Here is a 16,273-nt window from a genome sequence, read left to right on the forward strand (position 1 = left end):
GTTGGGTGTGTCATCCCTGTTGTAAGGGCCGTTCCTTGTCTGCACCCATGACACTACGCGGGTTGACGACCCCTCACATCGGACCTTCGGCCTAAGCCCGTCCGCCCAGGCCAAAGGGCGGATCCGCCTACGCCGCGCCCGCAATGCCGCAAATGTCGGCCTGATGAGCATTTATTACTACGCTTGCCTCCCTCGGCCCTGCCGCCTCCCTCACCCCGCCCGAATCCGCGAAGGACGCCCCGCGATGCTCCTCCACCGGACCCAGCGGTTCCCCCTCTCCCGCGCCCTGCGCACTCCGCGCCGCGCCGTGGGCCTCCTCCTCGCGCTGTGCCTGGTGGCCCTCGCGGCCGCCGTCGGCGGCCACGGCGTCGGCGAGCGCCTGGCCCCCGGCGGCTGGACACCGGCCGACGCGCCCTCCACCCGCGCCGACGCCTTCCTCGCCACCCGCTTCGGCGCCGGCCAGCCGCACCTGGTGCTGCTGGCCACCGCGCCGCAGGGCGTCGACGCGCCCGCCGCCACCCGCGAGGGCCGGGCGCTCAGCGACCGCCTCGCCCGCGACCCGCGCACCGCCTGGGTGCACGGCTACTGGCCGCGCTCCCTCGCGGAGCTGCGCAGCCGCGACGGGCGCAGCGCCACGGTGGCGATCCGCTTCCGCGGGGACGAGAAGGCCGTGCTGGCGGCGGCCAAGGCGATCACCGCCCGCGAGAGCGGGCGCGCGGGACCGCTGCGGGTCTCGGTCGCCGGCGAGGCGGCGCTCTCCGCCGAGATGGAGCGCCTGAGCACCCGCGGGGCCATGATCGCCGAGATCGTCATCGCCCCGCTGGTCCTGCTCATCATGCTGTGGATCTTCGGCAGTCTGGTGGCGGCCCTGCTGCCGGTCGCGGTCGGCGCGTTCGCCGTCGTCACCACCACCGCGCTGCTGCGGCTGCTGAGCGAGGTGACGACCGTCTCGGTGTTCGTCCTGAACATCGCCACCGCCCTGGGCTTCGGCCTGGCCGTCGACTACTGCCTGCTGATGGTCAGCCGCTACCGGGAGGAGCTCGCCGCCGGTGCGAGCCCGGTGCGGGCCGCCGAGCGGGTGCTCGCCACCGCGGGGCGCGCGGTGGCCTGTTCGGCGATCACCGTGGCCGCGGCCCTGGGCGCCCTGCTGGTCTTCCCGCTGCCGCTGACGCGGTCGCTGGCCCTGGGCGGGGCGGCGGTGGCGCTGTGCTCGGCCGCCGGCGCCCTGGTGCTGCTGCCGGTGCTGCTGGTGCTGCTGGGCGAGCGGGTCAACCGCTACGACCTGTTCGCCCGCTGGCGCCGCGGGGCGGGCCGGGAGGTGGCCGAGGGCCGCTGGTACCGGCTGGCGATGTGGGTCGCCCGGCGGCCCGCCGCGGTCGCCGTGGGCGCCCTGCTGCTGCTCGGGCTGCTGGCGGCACCCGGTGCCCAGGCCCGGTTCGGGATGTACGACGACCGGATCCTGCCGCCCTCTTCTCCGGTGGCCCGGGCCTCGCAGCGGCTGCGCACCGGCTTCGCCGGGGACGGCGGCAACGCCGCGAGCGTCGTCCTGCCGGGCGTGCGGGTGGCGGGACCGGGGGCGCCTTCCCCGGCTTCCCTGGCCTCCCCGCCTTACCCGCCTTCCCCGGCTTCCCCGGTGCAGGAGCGGGCCACGCGGGCGGCCCGGCCGGCGCCGGCCAGGGCGACCGCGGCGGTGGACGCCTACGCCAGGCGGCTGTCCCGGCTGCCGGGCGTGCGCCAGGTGAGCACCGCGACCGGGGTCTACCGCGGCGGCCGGCACGTCGGAGCGGGCGGGCCGTGGGCGGCGGGGTTCACCGGCCCGGCCGGCACCTGGCTGAGCGTGACGCCGAGCGCCTCCTCCGCCTTGTCCCCGGACGGCCGGCTGCTGACCCAGCGACTGCGCGAGGAGCCGGCCCCGACGCGGGCGGCCCTGGTCGGCGGCCCGGGAGCGCGGCTGACCGACACCGAGGACGCGCTGGGCACCCGGCTGCCGGCCGCGGTGGCCCTGACGGTGGCCGCCACGCTCGTGCTGCTGTTCGCCTACACCCGCAGCGTGCTGGTGCCCCTGAAGGCCGTGCTGCTCAACGGGCTGAGCCTGGCGGCGACGTTCGGCGTCGTCGTCGCGGTCTTCCAGCAGGGCCGGCTGGAGGCGCTGCTGGGCCCCCTGCACGGGCCGCCCACCACCGACGTGATCATCCCGGCGGTGATGTTCTGCACGGCCTTCGGACTGTCCATGGACTACGAGGTGTTCCTCCTCTCCCGCATTCTGGAGGAGCACCGGCGCGGCACGCCCACGGGGACGGCGGTCGCCGTCGGACTGCAGCGCACCGCGCGCCTGTTCACCTCCGCCGCGCTGGTCTTCGCCGTCGTCATGGCCTCCCTGGCCGCCTGCGACCTGGTGATGCTGCAGCTGATGGGCTTCGGGCTGGCCGTGGCCGTCCTGCTGGACTGCACGCTGGTGCGGGCGCTGCTGGTGCCCGCCGTGATGTCCTTGGCCGGCCGCGCCAACTGGTGGCCTGCCGCACGCAGCCGTACGGGCCCGGGCGCCCCCGTCGCGGAGGCGGGCGCGTGCCCGGTGCCCGCGCCCGGGCGGACGCCCGTGCGCTGAACGGCACCGGGATGCGCGCCTGCACGGGGTGACATCCGCCGCGCCTGCCGGGGACGGCCGTCGCCCGGCCGCATACTGCGATCACGGCCCGCGGTCCGGGGCCGGTGCTCAGGAGGGCCTGCGTGTCATGATCAGCACTTCACTCGCGGCACGACCGACCCGCCGCCGGCTGCTCCGTGCGCTTGCGGCCGCCGGCGGTCTGGGAACGGTCGGCGGTCCGGTGGCGCGTGCCACGGCGGAGCCGGGCCCGCCGGCGGGCGGCCCCCGGGGGCACATGAGCACCCGGGCCGTGGAACCCGATCCGGACCGCGCGCGCGAGATCCGCGCGGAGTTCGTGCACGCCTGGCAGGGCTACAAGCGCCACGCCTGGGGCCACGACGAGCTGCTGCCGCTCTCCGGCGGGCACCAGGAGTTCTTCGCCCGCGGCCGGCCGGTGGGCCTGTCCATCGTCGAGGCGCTCGACACCCTGTACGTGATGGGGCTGGACGCCGAGGTCGAGGAGTGCGTGGGGTGGATCGAGGACCGGCTGGACTTCGACCTCGACGCCGACTTCCAGGTCTTCGAGGCCACGATCCGGCTGGTGGGCGGGCTGCTGGCGGGGTACGCCGCCACCGGGGCGCGCACCCTGCTGGAGCTGGCCGCGGACCTCGCCGACCGGATGCTGCCGGCTTTCACCCGCTCGCCGACGGGCATGCCCTACCGCTTCGTCAACCTGCGCACCGGCCGTGTCTCGGGCGCCGTCCTTCCGGTGGCGGAGATCGGCTCCAACATCCTGGAGTTCGGGGTCCTCTCGGAGCTGACCGGCGACGCGCGCTACCGGCGGGCCGCCAAGCGGGCGCTGGGCGCGGTGGTGGAGCGGCGCTCCTCCCTGGACCTGATCGCCACCGCCATGAACGTGGAGACCGGCGAGTGGACCGACCGCGAGGGCATCGGCGTCGACCCGCCCGTGGACTCCTTCTACGAATACCTGTGGGGCGCCTGGGAGATGTTCGGCGACCGGGACTGCCGTGACTGGTTCCGCCTGTTCGCCGCCTCCCTGGAGCGGTACCAGGCCGAGCGGGTGGACGGCCGGCTGTGGTTCCGCCACGTCGACTTCCGCACCGGGGAGGCGCTCGGCCGCCGCCAGTCCTCACTGGCCGTGGCGATCCTGCCGGTGGGCGGCGCCAACTCCCTGGCCGCGGACTACTACCGCTCGTGGACGGCCGTACTGGAGAAGTACGAGGTGATCCCCGAGCTGATCGACTACGGCCGGCTCGCCGCGCTGGACCGGCGCAACCTGCTGCGCCCGGAGTACGCCAACTGCGCCTTCGAGCTGTACTGGCAGACCGGTGACCCCTCCTACCGCCGGACCGCCTGGCAGTACTTCGAGAACCTGCGCGAACACCACCGCGTCGACGGCGGCTACGCCGTGGTGACCGACCTCACCCGCCGCCCCATGACCAAGGGCGACCACTGCCCCGCGTACGTCTTCGCCGAGAACTTCAAGTGGCTCTACCTGCTGTTCTCCGGCACCCCGCGCTTCGACTACCGCACCGGCTACCTCAGCACCGAGGGCAAGGTGCTGCGCGGGCTGCGGCGCACCCGGTCCTGACGCGTGATCGGGCAACCGTCGCACCCCTGACGGCGTCCTGTGGGACGAGAGCTGCCGCCGGAGACGGCCGGCGGTACGGGGGAATCCACGGGGGTCGTGGCATGTCCACTGCTGTCACCGAACAGGAAGCCGTTGCCGAGCTCGTACCCTTCCTCGACGCGCTGCGCGTGCCGCCGGTTTTGCGGCCCGGCCGGACCGAGGCGCTGCGCGGCATCGAGATCGAACTGACCACCACCTGGGTGCGCCTGCACTCCCAGCTGCCGCCCACCCGCATGTGGACCTACGAGGGCCACTTCCCGGGGCCGACGATCGAGGTGCGCCGCGGCCGGCGGCTGCGTGTGGCCTGGACCAACCGGCTGACCGGGCCGCACCCGGTCGTGGCCGTGGAGGTCCCGCCCGTGCCGGGCGCGCCCGACCCGGCCGACGTGCCCGGCCGCGGCGGCGCCGAGCCGCTGGCGGGCGTGGCCGCACTGCCGCCGTGGGCGGTCACCCATGTGCACGGCGCGCGCACCGGCGGCGGCAACGACGGCTGGGCGGAGAACGCGGTCTCGCCCGGCGACAGCCAGCTGTCCGAGTACCCCAACGACCATCCGGCGGTGGCCTGGTGGTACCACGACCACGCCATGGACATCACCCGCTGGAACGTCTTCGCGGGCCTGGCCGGGATGTACCTGGTGCGCGACGAGGAGGAGGACGCGCTGCGGCTGCCCCGCGGCGAGCGGGAGATCCCGCTGATCCTGCAGGACCGCAACCTCGACCAGGACGGGCACGGCCGGCTGACCGGCGCCCTGCTGCACAAGACGGTGGTGCTCGGGCAGGACGCGCACGGGCGGAACGTCACCCGGGCGTTCACCGGCCCGTACACCCTGGTCAACGGCGTCATCTGGCCGCACCTGGACGTCGGTGCCCGCTGGTACCGCTTCCGCCTGCTCAACGCCGCGAACGCGCGCGGCTACCGGCTGCGGCTGGTGGACGACGAGAGCGGGCAGCCGGTGCAGGGCGTGCTGTGGCAGATCGGCACGGACGGCGGGCTGCTGCCCCGCCCGCTCGCGCTGGACGCGCCGCTGCCGGTGGCGCCCGCCGAGCGGATCGACCTGCTGGCCGACTTCCGCGCCCTGCGGGGCCGCAGGCTGCGACTGGTGGACGACACCGCGGGCGTGCGTCACCCGCAGGTGATGCAGTTCCGCGTGGGAGCCGCAGCAGTGCACGACTCCTTCGTCCTGCCGCAGGTGCTCTCGCCGTCCTTCCGGCGGATCACCCACGACGACGCTCCCGGACACGGCCACCGGCTGGTCGTCATCACCCCGCCCGGTACGGACGGCAGTGCCCACCCGGAGCTGTGGGAGATGCACCCGGTGACCGACGGCTCGGTGACGGCGCCCGGCACGGGCGTGATCCAGCTGCAGGGCGCCGACGGCACCCTGCACACGTACGTCAGGGGCGCCCGGGCCTTCGACGACGCGCTCGGCTACATGGTCGAGCACGACGGCTGGGAGCAGTGGAGCTTCGTGAACCTGGGCGGCCCGGACCACCCGATGCACATCCACCTGGTGGACTTCCAGATCCTGCGCCGCGACCTGTATCCGGCGGGCACCGCCTTCGACCCGGCGCTGGGCGGCACCCGCACCCCGCTGCAGCACACCGGCACGGTGCCCGTGGCACCGACCGAGGCGGGCTGGAAGGACACCGTCCTCGTACCGGCCGGGCAGATGGTGAGCGTCCTGGGCCGCTTCCACGGCGCCAAGGGCCGCTTCATGTACCACTGCCACCTGCTGGAGCACGAGGACATGGGGATGATGCGGCCGTTCGTGGTGATGCCGCCGGAGGTGATGCGGTTCCACCACGGGGGCGCGGAGAGCCACCCCCACCACGCCGGTCACGGCGGCTGAATCGGCTCCGGTGGGGATGGCCGCCCCTCTCGTCTGCTGCTGAGGGCGTCAGTCCTCGGTGGGCAGGTGTTCGAGGAAGTCCAGCAGGGCCTCGTTGACCTCCTGGGGGCGCTCCTGCTGGGTCCAGTGGCCGCATCCGGGGAGGGTCAGGCTGCGGTGCAGTCGGGGCAGCTGCTGGTCCAGGGAGGCGAGGACGACGTCCATGCCGGGGAAGGAGTGCACCAGGTCGCGGTCGCCCGCGACGTAGAGGGCGGGCACCTCGATGCGGCGGCCGGCGAAGGGGGCGAGCAGCTCGAAGTTGCGGTCGATGTTGCGGTACCAGTTGAGGCCGCCGGTGAAGGCCCGCTCGCCGTGCGTGGCGTACTCCCGCACGAAGGTGTCGATGTCCTCCTCGGTGAGCCACGCGGGGAGTTCCTTGGGCTCCGGCATGGTGTCCAGGAGGGTCTGCCCCTGGGGAACCACCCAGGGGCGTGGCGGGTCGGTGGCCGGGCTCTGGCCCGAGGCACCCGCCAGCAGGCTGCGGAAGGTGCGTGCGGGATCCTGCACGAGCTCGGCGTCGGCGCGGCCGGGCTCCTGGAAGTAGATCTGGTAGAAGCCGTCCCCGAGGAGGGCGCGCAGGGCCGGCAGCGGGGGCTGGGTGCCCCGCGGGACGGGCGGGACGCTCAGCCCTGCCACGCCCCGGACGACGTCCGGGCGCAGCAGGGCGGTCGTCCAGGCGACCGGCGCGCCCCAGTCGTGTCCGACGACCACGGCGCGCTCCTCCCCCAGCGCGTGGATCAGGGCGACGACGTCGCCGGTCAGGTGCGCCATGGTGTAGGCGCCGATGTCGTCGGGCTGCTCGCTGCGGGCGTAGCCGCGCTGGTCGGGGGCGACCACGCGGTAGCCGGCGGCGGCCAGTGGGGCGAACTGGTGCCGCCAGGAGTACCAGCTCTCCGGGAAGCCGTGCAGGAGCAGGACCAGTGGCCCCTGCCCCTGTTCGGCGATGTGCAGCCTGATGCCGTTGACCTCTACGTCCCTGTGCTCGACCGCGCCGGTCACATGCCCTCCTGCTGTCCGCCTCGTGGGCCGTGCGGATGCCGGGCCCTCACGTGCCCAACGAGGCGGGGTGCCCCGGGTGTTCCCGGTCGGGCGGGGCGGGTCAGTCGCGGTGGCAGCGGCGGATGAGCGAGCGCACGGCCTTGCAGGTGGTGTCGGAGGGGCGGTGCACCCCGATCTGCTCGGCGGCGACGCGTATGCGGCGGTCGGTGGCCCGGTCCGCGGTGTAGACGCCGGAGTGCAGCAGGGCGATCGTCAGGCGCATGGCCTTCAGCTGGCGGTTGTGGGACTCGTACCAGGCGCGCGGATGCCCGGCGGGCAGGCGCTTGGGCGGCAGCGTGGGCAGGGTCGGCAGGTTGGGCAGCGGGGTCGGGGCAGCGGCCATGGGGCGTCCTCCAGAGGCGGTCGTGCAACCCTCTTTCTTACGGTCCATTTTACTGCGGGGCACTGACAATCGACCCTGGTCAGCCCGGGTTTGGGCGAGATACGGCGACGGCCCCGGCCAAGGGCCGGGGCCGTGCTTCGGCGTGCGCTGCTCGTTACTTGTGCGAGGCGACGTGCGGGGTCGCCGGGCAGGCGATGTCGGTGCCGGTCTGGTAGATGCCGTCCTTCTTGGCCTGACCGCCCTGGTACTCGTAGTAGAGGTACGAGTAGAACTCGATGCGGCGGCTGGGGCCGCAGGCGGAGTCGGGGGCGATCTGGTAGGTGATCTTGGCGGTGCGGCTGGCGCCGGGGACGACGGGAACGTTGTAGCGCAGGGTGCCGGTCGTCGGCGTGACGTCGCACTGGACGGTGTCGCCGGCGCAGGTCTTCAGGGCGTACTTCAGGCCCGGGTCCTGCGAGGTGTTCCACGTCGGCTGCAACGACTGGTAGACGAACTGGGTGTTCGTCGTCTGGTCGTTGGTGAAGGTGAGGGTGATGGTCACCGTGGATCCGGGCGTGGCGCTGGCCTTGTCGACGGTGAGCGTCATGGGCGCGGGCGCCGCCGAGGCGGGCTGGACCATCCCGGACAGGCCGGCGGCGAGGGCGAGGACGGCGGACAGACCGAAGCGTCTGAGGCTGTGAGAGCGCATGGCCGAGGAGAGTAGACACGCGCATGCCGTACGACAGCACCGCCCGAACGACACCGGCCACGCCCGGCCGCTCCCGGCACGGTTCCGTTGCTGGTGTGAGGCCTGATGCGGCACGGGCACAGGCGTACGAGTTGGCCGGGATGTGCCGGTCGGTGCGGGTGGTGAGGCCGGTGCGTCCGGCCGTCCGGGGCCCGCGCGCCCGGCCGGCCGGGCCGCCGCACCGCCGCCGTGCCGGCCCCTCAGCCCGCCGCGGCCGCCGCCTGCGGAACCATCGCCTCCTGGCGCTCCTCCTCCACCGCCCGGCGCAGTTGCTCGTCCTCGATCAGGCTGCTGGGGTACAGGGCGCGCCCTGCGGCGTACGCCCCGGCGTAGACGGCGATCAGCTGGCGCACCTTGGCGCTGTCGGCCTGGGACGGCAGCCGGGCGCCTCCGGCGGTGCCCGGCTCGGGCAGGCCGGACCACATCTCCTCGGCGGCGCTCATCAGCTCGTCGGCCTCCTCGCGCAGACGGTGCCAGGCGCCGTCCCGCAGGGCCTGCTCCATCGCGGAGAGCGACCCGAGGATGGTGACGAAGTCCTCGGCCAGGCGCTCCTCCTCGGGGGTCGGCTCCAGCGCCTTGACTGCCAGCTCGGTTGCGTACATGGACACCTCCACGGACGGGACGGGGGTCGCCGGGTTCAGGTGCACGATCCCGGCATCCGGAATCGTCGCGCCCCGGGCCCGCGGGTGCAGCCGTTCAGCGTGAGCGCGCTGGCATTTATCACCCGGTCGGCCGAGCGGTGCGCGCCGCCCGCCGACCGCCCGTCGCAACCCCGCCGCCCACGGCTCGTTGGCGAGGTGTCATGAGCCGCGCGCACTCCTGTCCTTCGCGCCGCCGGGCGGCGCACCGGCTGCTGCTCGCCGCCCTCGCGGCGACCTGCGCCTTCCTGCCGCCGTCGGCACCGTCCGGTGCGCCGCCGCGGGTGCTGGCCGTGCGCCCGCTGCCGGCGCTGACGGACGCGTTCGCCGCGTACGCGGAGCGGGGACGGCCGGACGGGCGCTGGACCGGCGGCGACAGCACGTACTCGGTGCCGGTGCGGGCGGGGCGGCTGTGGGTGTTCTCCGACACCTTCCTCGGCACCGTCCGCCCGGACGGCTCCCGGCCGCCCGTCGGCGACGACGGCCGCCCGGGGCCGAAGAGCAGCGGTTTCGTGCACAACAGCTTCGTGCTGTGGGACGCCCGCGGCCCGCACACCCTGACCGGGCACGACCGGGCGGGCCGGCCCGTGTCGCTGGTGCGCGAGGCGGGCGGCGACCGGCCGGACGGCCCCTGGTACTGGGCGCGGGCGGGGCTGCCCGACGGCGGCGGGGCCGCGGTGGTCTACGCGCGCTACGCCCGCACCGGCCCGGGGCCGCTCGACGTCGCCTGGCGCGGCAACGTCCTCGCTCGCTTCGGCGCCGGCGACCTGACGCGGCCCCGGACGCTCACCCCGCTGCCGTCCACGACCGGTACGGCCTGGGGCGCGTGGCTGCTGCGCGAGGGCGGCCGGACGTACGTCTACGGCACCCGGGCGGGGCCCGGCGGCGGCAGCCGGCTGTACCTGGCGCGGACTTGCGGCCGGGACCTGCGCGGGCCGTGGCGCTACCGGACGGCCGGCGGCGGATGGTCGGACGCCGAGACGCGCGCGGCGCCGCTGCGCGGCCCGGGCGGGGCGCCGCTGCGCGTCTCGCAGGAACTCAGCGTCGTGGCGCACGGCGGGTGGTACGCGCTGGTGACGCAGCAGGCCGACGAGGCGCTGAGCCCGCGGATCCAGCTGGCGTGGGCGCGCTCCCCGGGCGGGCCGTTCACCCGGCCCGTGACGGTGTACACCGCGCCGGAGGCGGGCCCGCGGGGCACCTACGGCGACGCGGACGTCATCGCCTACAACCCGCACGAGCACCCGGACCTGGAGCGGCCGGGCGAGCTGGTGGTGTCGTACAACGTCAACAGCCTCGACCCGCGGGACGTCATGGCGCGGGCGGCCGTCTACCGGCCGCGCTTCGTGCGCGTCCGGCTGGGCTGAGCCCGGCACCGGCCGTCACAGCGGGGCGTCGGCCGCCAGGCGCGTCACCCCCGGCAGGTGCTCGTCCAGTTCGCCCGGTTCGAACCGGCACATGCCCACCACGTGCCAGAACTCGCCGCCGACGTCACCGTCGAACTTGTAGCCGCCGGCGGGGTTCAGGGCGGCCCAGCCGCCCGGCACCCCGACGAAGGTGGCCCGGGCGGTCGGGGGCCCCTCCTGCGGCACGGTCCACAGCCGTACGGTGCCGTCCTCGCCGCCGCTGGCCAGCAGGGTGCCGTCGGGGCTGAAGGCCAGGGCGAGGACGCGGCCGGTGTGGCCGGTCAGCCGGGCGGTCTCCTCGCCGCTGAGCGGGTCCCACAGGCGTACGGTGCGGTCGTCGCCGGCGGTGGCCAGCAGCGTCCGGGTGGGGTGGGCGGCGGCCGTCCAGATGCGGCCGGTGTGGCCGCGCAGGTGCCTCCAGGGCAGGTTGCCGCGCCAGACGATGGCCGTGCCGTCCCAGGAGGCGCTGGCCAGCCAGGCGTCCCCCGGTCCGTGCACCACGGCGTAGACGCGGTCCTCGTGGCCGGCGAGTTCGGCGGTGAGCGTGCTGTCGGCGAGGTCCCACACGCGCACGAAGCGGTCGTCGCAGCCGGTGGCGAGCCGGGTGCCGTCGGAGGTGAAGGAGATCGAGCGCACCCGGCCGCGGTGCTGGGAGAGCGTGGTGACGTGGGCGCCGGTGCTGCGATACCACAGCCGTACGGTGTCGTCGTCGTTCGCGGTGGCGAGGATCTCGCCGTCGGCGCTGAAGGCCTCGGCCCAGACGTGGTCGGTCTCGGCGTCGATCTCCCGCTGGTACTCGCCGCTGGCCGCGTTCCACAGGTACACGTCGCCGTCGCTGCTGGAGGTGGCCAGCACCGGGGCGCCGGGGGCGAAGACCGCGGAGACCAGGCGGTCGTTGTGGCCGGTGACCTCGCGCAGGCAGCGGCCGGTGACGGGCTCCCACAGCCGCACCACGCCGTCGTTGCCGCAGGCGGCGAGCTGGGCGCCGTCGGCGCTGAAGGCGAGCTGCGAGACCTTGCGCCCGTGGCCGCGCAGGATGCTGCGGCCGCGGCCGGTGCCGGTCTCCCACAGCCGTACGACGCCGTCGTTGCCCGCGGAGACCAGCAGCGGGCCGCCCTCGGAGGGGCCCGCGCCCGCCCGGGGCCGGAAGCGGCAGGCCCACACCGATCCCTGGTGGTCCGCGGGCTGCTGACGCAGCGCCACCGCCGGCGCGCCGGCGGGCTCGGCCCCGGCGGGGGCCGGCGCGCCGGGCGGGACGACGCGCCAGATGCGTACCGACCCGTCGCTGCCGCCGGCGGCCAGCAGGGAGCCCTCGGGGTCGAACACCACCTGGTAGACGGCGCCGCCGACGACCAGCGGCGTTCCCTGGGCGCGGCCGGTCAGCGGGTCCCACAGCAGGACGCGGCCCTCGGTGTCGCCGCTGGCCAGCAGGTGCCCGCCGGGGTGGAAGTCGAGGGTGTAGACGCGCCCGGGGTGCCCGGCGCAGGTGTGGCGCAGCCGGCGCCCGGCCACGTCCCAGATGCGGACGGTGCCGCGGCCCCTCTCCCCCATGTCGCCGGTGGCCAGCAGGGTGCCGTCGGGGCTGAAGCGGACGCGGAAGACCGCGCCGTGGTGGCCGGGCAACTCGCCCAGGAGCCGGCCGGAGGCGGTGTCCCACAGCCGTACGCAGGCCGCGGCGTCGCCGGTGGCCAGCAGGGAGCCGTCGGGGCTGAAGACGGCCGTGTAGACCGGGGCCCGGTGGCCGGTCAGGCGGTGGCCGGCGGCACCGGAGGCGGTGTCCCAGAGGGTGACCTGGCCCTCGGCGTCGCCGGTGGCCAGGCGGGTGCCGCCGGGGTCGAGGGAGACGGGCCAGACGCCGTCGGGGTGGACGCTCAGGCGGTGCCGGCAGGCGCCGGAGACCGGGTCCCACAGGCGTACGGTGCCGTCGGCGCCGCCGGTGGCCAGGACGTCGCCGCGGAACTTCACCGCGTACACCCGGCCCGTGTGCCCGTGCAAGGTGCGCAGGGCGGTGCCGGTGGCCGCGTCGCACACCAGGACGCCGCCGTCCTCGCTGCCCAGGGCGAGCAGTTCGCCGCCGGGGCTGAAGGAGACGGGCTCGGGCAGGCGGCTGGTGCGCATGTCGAAGCCGTAGGGGACGCCGACGGCCGCCGGGCGCAGGCCCGGTTCGGCGGGCAGTCCGGGGGTGACGGCGGCGACGCGCAGCTCGGGGGTGCGCAGGGCCTCCGGCTCGGTGAGGGAGTTGATGAGGGCGGCACGCTGCCAGCTGCTGTCCGCCACGCGCACCCCCCGCAGGTCGGTACGGACCAGGCGGGCCCGGCGCAGGTCGGCGCCGCGCAGGTCGGCGCCGGAGAGGTCGGCGTCGTCCAGGCGGGCGCCGGCGAGGCGGGCCTCGCGCAGGACGGCGCCGGAGAAGTCGGCGCCGACGAGGCTGGCGCCGGAGAGGTCGGCGCGGGTGAGGTCGACGCCGGAGAAGTCGCGGTAGGACAGGTCCTCGCCGGCCAGGACGGCGCCGCGCAGGTCGGTGTGGGCGGGCACCCGCAGCCGGCTGAGGATCTTGACGGCGTTGGCGCGGGCGGTCTCGCCGGTGCTGCCCTCGGCGTCCTCGCCCTCGCCGGCCAGGGCGCGTTCGGCCCACTGCTGGCAGGTGCGGTGGTCGGCGATGTCGCACAGGAACTCGACGGCGAGCTGGCTGAGCGGGCGGCGGGCGAGCAGGTCGGCCTCGCCCTGGCCCGGGTCCTCCAGGCGGGCCGCGGCCTCACGGGCGACGAGCCACTCGACGACGGAGCCGTGGATGAAGCGGAAGAGGCCGTCGTCGGTGCGCACCAGCAGGCTGCCGGAGCCGACGGCGTGGGCGGCGTGCGGCACGGAGAGCCTGCTGTCGGCCAGTTCGGCGAGCGCCTCGGCCACGTCGTGGAGCTCGTCCAGGCGCAGGGCGCTCTGGCCGCTCTCCCACAGCCGCAGGGCGAGGGTGGTCACGGCCCGCCACAGCTGCGCCAGGCTCAGGCCGGGGGTGGCGCCGGGGGCGCCCTGGCCGCGGTGCTCCTCGTGGCGCAGCCAGGAGGTGAACACCTCCTCGTACAGCCCGGCCGGGCTCAGGGCGCGGCCGGCGCCGGCGACGGCGCGCAGCCGCTCCTGGTCGAGGTCGGCGACGAAGCTGAGCAGGCGGGGGTTGCGGCACAGGGCGAGCAGGTCGGGGATGCCCTCCAGCAGCCGCACCCGGCGGTCGGCGGCCTGGACGTCGCCGTAGCGGTTGACGAGGTAGGAGCGGATCTGCTGGGGGCTGAACTCCTGGACGGCCAGCAGGCGGCGCTGCGGCAGCAGGCCGACGCGCTCGCCGAGGGCGGTGAGCACCTGGGCCTGGGAGCGGAAGTGCTGGGTGCGGCTGCTGACGACGATCTTGGCGTTGTCGACGGCCGCGTCGAGGAGCACCTGCAGGTGGTCGGCGGCGCGGTCGTAGCTGACCTGGTTGACCAGTTCGTCGAAGCCGTCGAAGAGCAGGACGACGCGGCCCTGGCGGAGCATGTAGCGAAAGGCGCGCAGGTCGATGGTGTCGACGCCGTGGCCGGCGAGGTGGGCGGCGACCAGGCCGTCGAGGGAGTGGGCCTTGTCGAGGGCGTTGAGCTGGATCAGCAGGGGCGCGAGATGGGGCAGTTCGGCGGGCAGGCGGCGGGCGAGCTCGCGCATGGCGAAGGTCTTGCCGTGCCCGAAGTCGCCGAGCAGCAGCACGAACCGGCCGTGGTCGGCGCCGAGGAGCTGCACGAGGTCGTCGACCAGGCCGTCGCGCTCGGCGCCGCCGGGGCGCTCGAGTTCGCGGTAGCGCTGGGGGAGGTAGAGGCCGGGCAGGTACTGGGGGTCGCTGCTCAGCCGCTCGGTCTGGGCGGCGACGTAGGCGCGCAGGTCGAGCAGGCCCTGGAACTCGGTGAAGCTGCGCACCAGCACGCCGCGGCGGCGGGCGTGTTCGCGCAGGGCCCGCTCGGGCGGCGGGCCGTCGTGGACGAGCTCGGCGTCGACGTCGCCGCCGGAGGCGTGGACGTGGTCGATGAAGGCGTCGACGTCCTCGGCCTGAGGGGTGCCGCTGCACACGCCGACGCGCTGCTGGCGCACGAAGCCGGACTCGCTCCAGGTGACCAGCAGGGAGGGTGGGCTGCCGGGGATGCGCCGCAGTTGGACGCCCTCGTGGCGGATCCGGCAGACCTCGGCGACGCGGGAGACGAGGGACTCCAGCGGGCCCTCGACGGCGCGGGCCTCCGCGTCGGCCGTCGGGGGCGCCTGCGTGCCGTCCGCCGGTGCGCCGCCGTCTCCGGTGGCGTCCTCCGTGCCGGGCGCCGGCGCGGCGGGCTGCTGCGGACCGAAGACGCCGCGGGTGCCGGGCCAGGCGACGGCGTAGCGGCGGGGGGTGCCGCCGGGGTTCTCCGGCCAGCGGGTGAACCCTTCCCGGGTGATCTCCAGCAGCCGGTGGCGGCCGGGGGCGGCGGTGCCGAGCACCGGCAGCTCGCGGGCGGCCAGCGGCAGGGCGCCGGCGGCGTCCGGGCTCGCGCCGGGCCGGGGGCCGGTGGCGGGGCCGTGCAGCAGCAGGTGCAGGCGGGGCGCGGTGAGACGGGTGAGGACGTCGGTGTCGCGCAGGGGGCCGACCTCGGTGCGCCGTCCGGTACCCGTGGGGGTGCCGGTGCGGTCGGTGGCGCCCGGGTGGGACTCGGGCCGGGCGTCGAGCGGATGGCGGCCCTCGGGCGGGTGTCTGAGGGCGCCCAGGCGCAGCCAGCCCTCGGCCTCGTAGGGGCGCAGGGCCTGGGCGAACCAGGCGGCCTGCTCGTGGCCGAGCCAGCCGTACTGGTCGTCGGGGCGGTGGCTGTAGGCCATCGAGGAGTTGAGACCGGCCACGACCGTGCGCAGGGCGGGCACGGGGAAGAGCGTCCAGGGCTGGTCGCTGTCGAAGACGACGTCGAGCCCCTGGTAGAGCTCGCGGAACAGCCGGGCGTACTGGCGCCACTTGGGCCAGTACGGGGGGCGGGGCTGCAGCTCGTCGGCCTCGCAGTAGTTGAAGTACGCCCGGCAGGCGGCGAGGTTGACGTCCTGGCCGCCGGGGACGACGACGAGCCGGTCGGCGGCCAGTGCCAGCCGGGAGCGCAGCCCGGTCAGGAAGGTCAGCGCCTGGTCGCTCTCGCGGGGGCTGCCGGAGGCGGTGAGGTCGCCGGTGACCAGGAGCAGGTCGGGGGCGGGGGCGCCGGCGTCGGTGAGCTCGACGAGGTCGCTCCAGACGGTGGCCTGCAGGTCGGCGGGGTCGGCGCCGCGGCCGAAACAGGGCCCGGCCAGGTGCAGGACGCTGACGGACTGCCGAGTGCGGGCATCGGCGGCGGCGCGCGGGTAGCCGGGCGCGGTGGCCGGCCGGCGGCGGCCGGCCCAGCCCGGGGTGCCGGGGGCGTGCCCGTCCCGGGGCGGCGGCAGGGCCGGGGCGCCGGCGGGGCGGGCGTCGCCGCCGGGCAGCCCGGGGAAGGCGGGGTGGCGGGTGGGGCGGGCGCGGCCTTCGAGGGCGTGGCCGACGCGGGTCAGGAGCAGGTCGCGGGCGACGGTGGCGTCCTGGACGCCGACGAGGTCGACATAGGTGATGGTGGCCAGCAGCCCCTCGACGGGGATGTCCTGCACGCGCACGGTGATCAGCCGGCGTTCGGGGGCGTCGGGGTCGGCCCGCAGGGCGGCCTGCCACTCCATGCGGCCGTAACGGGAGCGTTCGTAGTTGCGGGAGAGGACGGCGATGACGGCGGCGGACTCGCTGACCCCGCGGTCCATGAAGTCGACGAAGTTGGTGCCGGGGACGAAGTCCCAGGCCTGCAGCACCGTGCGGTAGCCGGCCTCCTCCAACGTCCACGCTATCCACGACGCCCAGTGCTCGTCGGCGGGCGAGTAGCTGACGAAGAAGTCCAAAGGCCGGTGCTGCCCGTCGATTTCCTGGGGTGCGACCATGGTCCCATCCTAGGAAGCGGCTCCCGCGCGGTCACTGTGTTC

General features: G+C 75.4%; 9 protein-coding genes. 4 read left to right on the forward strand and 5 right to left on the reverse strand.

Annotated features, from left to right (window positions below; all coding sequences use genetic code 11):
- The first annotated feature begins 244 nt into the window (after positions 1-244).
- The 3 genes from AB0K17_RS07980 (at position 245) to phsA (ending at position 6,085) form a co-directional block, all read left to right on the forward strand.
- Positions 245-2,605: an MMPL family transporter gene (locus AB0K17_RS07980; protein ID WP_365964716.1), complete on the forward strand. Its 2,361-nt coding sequence runs from the start codon at positions 245-247 to the stop codon at positions 2,603-2,605.
- A 127-nt stretch (positions 2,606-2,732) separates the two neighbouring features.
- Positions 2,733-4,196, forward strand: coding sequence for a glycoside hydrolase family 47 protein (locus tag AB0K17_RS07985; RefSeq protein ID WP_365964717.1), 1,464 nt, complete (start codon positions 2,733-2,735; stop codon positions 4,194-4,196).
- Positions 4,197-4,297: 101 nt separating this feature from the next.
- Positions 4,298-6,085, forward strand: a complete 1,788-nt coding sequence (gene phsA, locus AB0K17_RS07990; RefSeq protein WP_365964718.1) for an O-aminophenol oxidase PhsA — start codon at positions 4,298-4,300, stop codon at positions 6,083-6,085.
- 48 nt (positions 6,086-6,133) lie between these two features.
- Here phsA and AB0K17_RS07995 read toward each other — a convergent pair whose 3' ends face one another.
- From AB0K17_RS07995 to AB0K17_RS08010, 4 genes are all read right to left on the reverse strand, one after another.
- Entirely contained in the window at positions 6,134-7,123 is a 990-nt protein-coding gene (locus AB0K17_RS07995; protein ID WP_365964719.1) for an alpha/beta hydrolase, read from the reverse strand.
- Between the two features lie 100 nt (positions 7,124-7,223).
- Positions 7,224-7,505, reverse strand: a complete 282-nt coding sequence (locus AB0K17_RS08000; RefSeq protein ID WP_365964720.1) for a hypothetical protein — start codon at positions 7,503-7,505, stop codon at positions 7,224-7,226.
- Between the two features lie 154 nt (positions 7,506-7,659).
- Positions 7,660-8,193 carry a hypothetical protein gene (locus AB0K17_RS08005; protein ID WP_365964721.1) on the reverse strand — a complete coding sequence of 178 codons (534 nt, stop codon included), beginning with the start codon at positions 8,191-8,193 and terminating at the stop codon, positions 7,660-7,662.
- A gap of 239 nt (positions 8,194-8,432) precedes the next feature.
- Complete coding sequence (locus AB0K17_RS08010) at positions 8,433-8,834, reverse strand: hypothetical protein (RefSeq protein WP_365964722.1); 402 nt, start codon at positions 8,832-8,834, stop codon at positions 8,433-8,435.
- Positions 8,835-9,034: 200 nt separating this feature from the next.
- Here AB0K17_RS08010 and AB0K17_RS08015 point away from each other — a divergent pair, with 200 nt between their 5' ends.
- Positions 9,035-10,234: a hypothetical protein gene (locus tag AB0K17_RS08015; protein WP_365982488.1), complete on the forward strand. Its 1,200-nt coding sequence runs from the start codon at positions 9,035-9,037 to the stop codon at positions 10,232-10,234.
- Between the two features lie 15 nt (positions 10,235-10,249).
- Here the strand turns inward: AB0K17_RS08015 and AB0K17_RS08020 are convergent, their stop codons facing one another.
- Positions 10,250-16,231, reverse strand: a complete 5,982-nt coding sequence (locus AB0K17_RS08020; RefSeq protein ID WP_365982489.1) for a TIR domain-containing protein — start codon at positions 16,229-16,231, stop codon at positions 10,250-10,252.
- Positions 16,232-16,273: the final 42 nt, after the last annotated feature.

The organism is Streptomyces sp. NPDC049585, from assembly GCF_040675615.1.
Lineage (GTDB): Bacteria > Actinomycetota > Actinomycetes > Streptomycetales > Streptomycetaceae > Streptomyces > Streptomyces luteosporeus.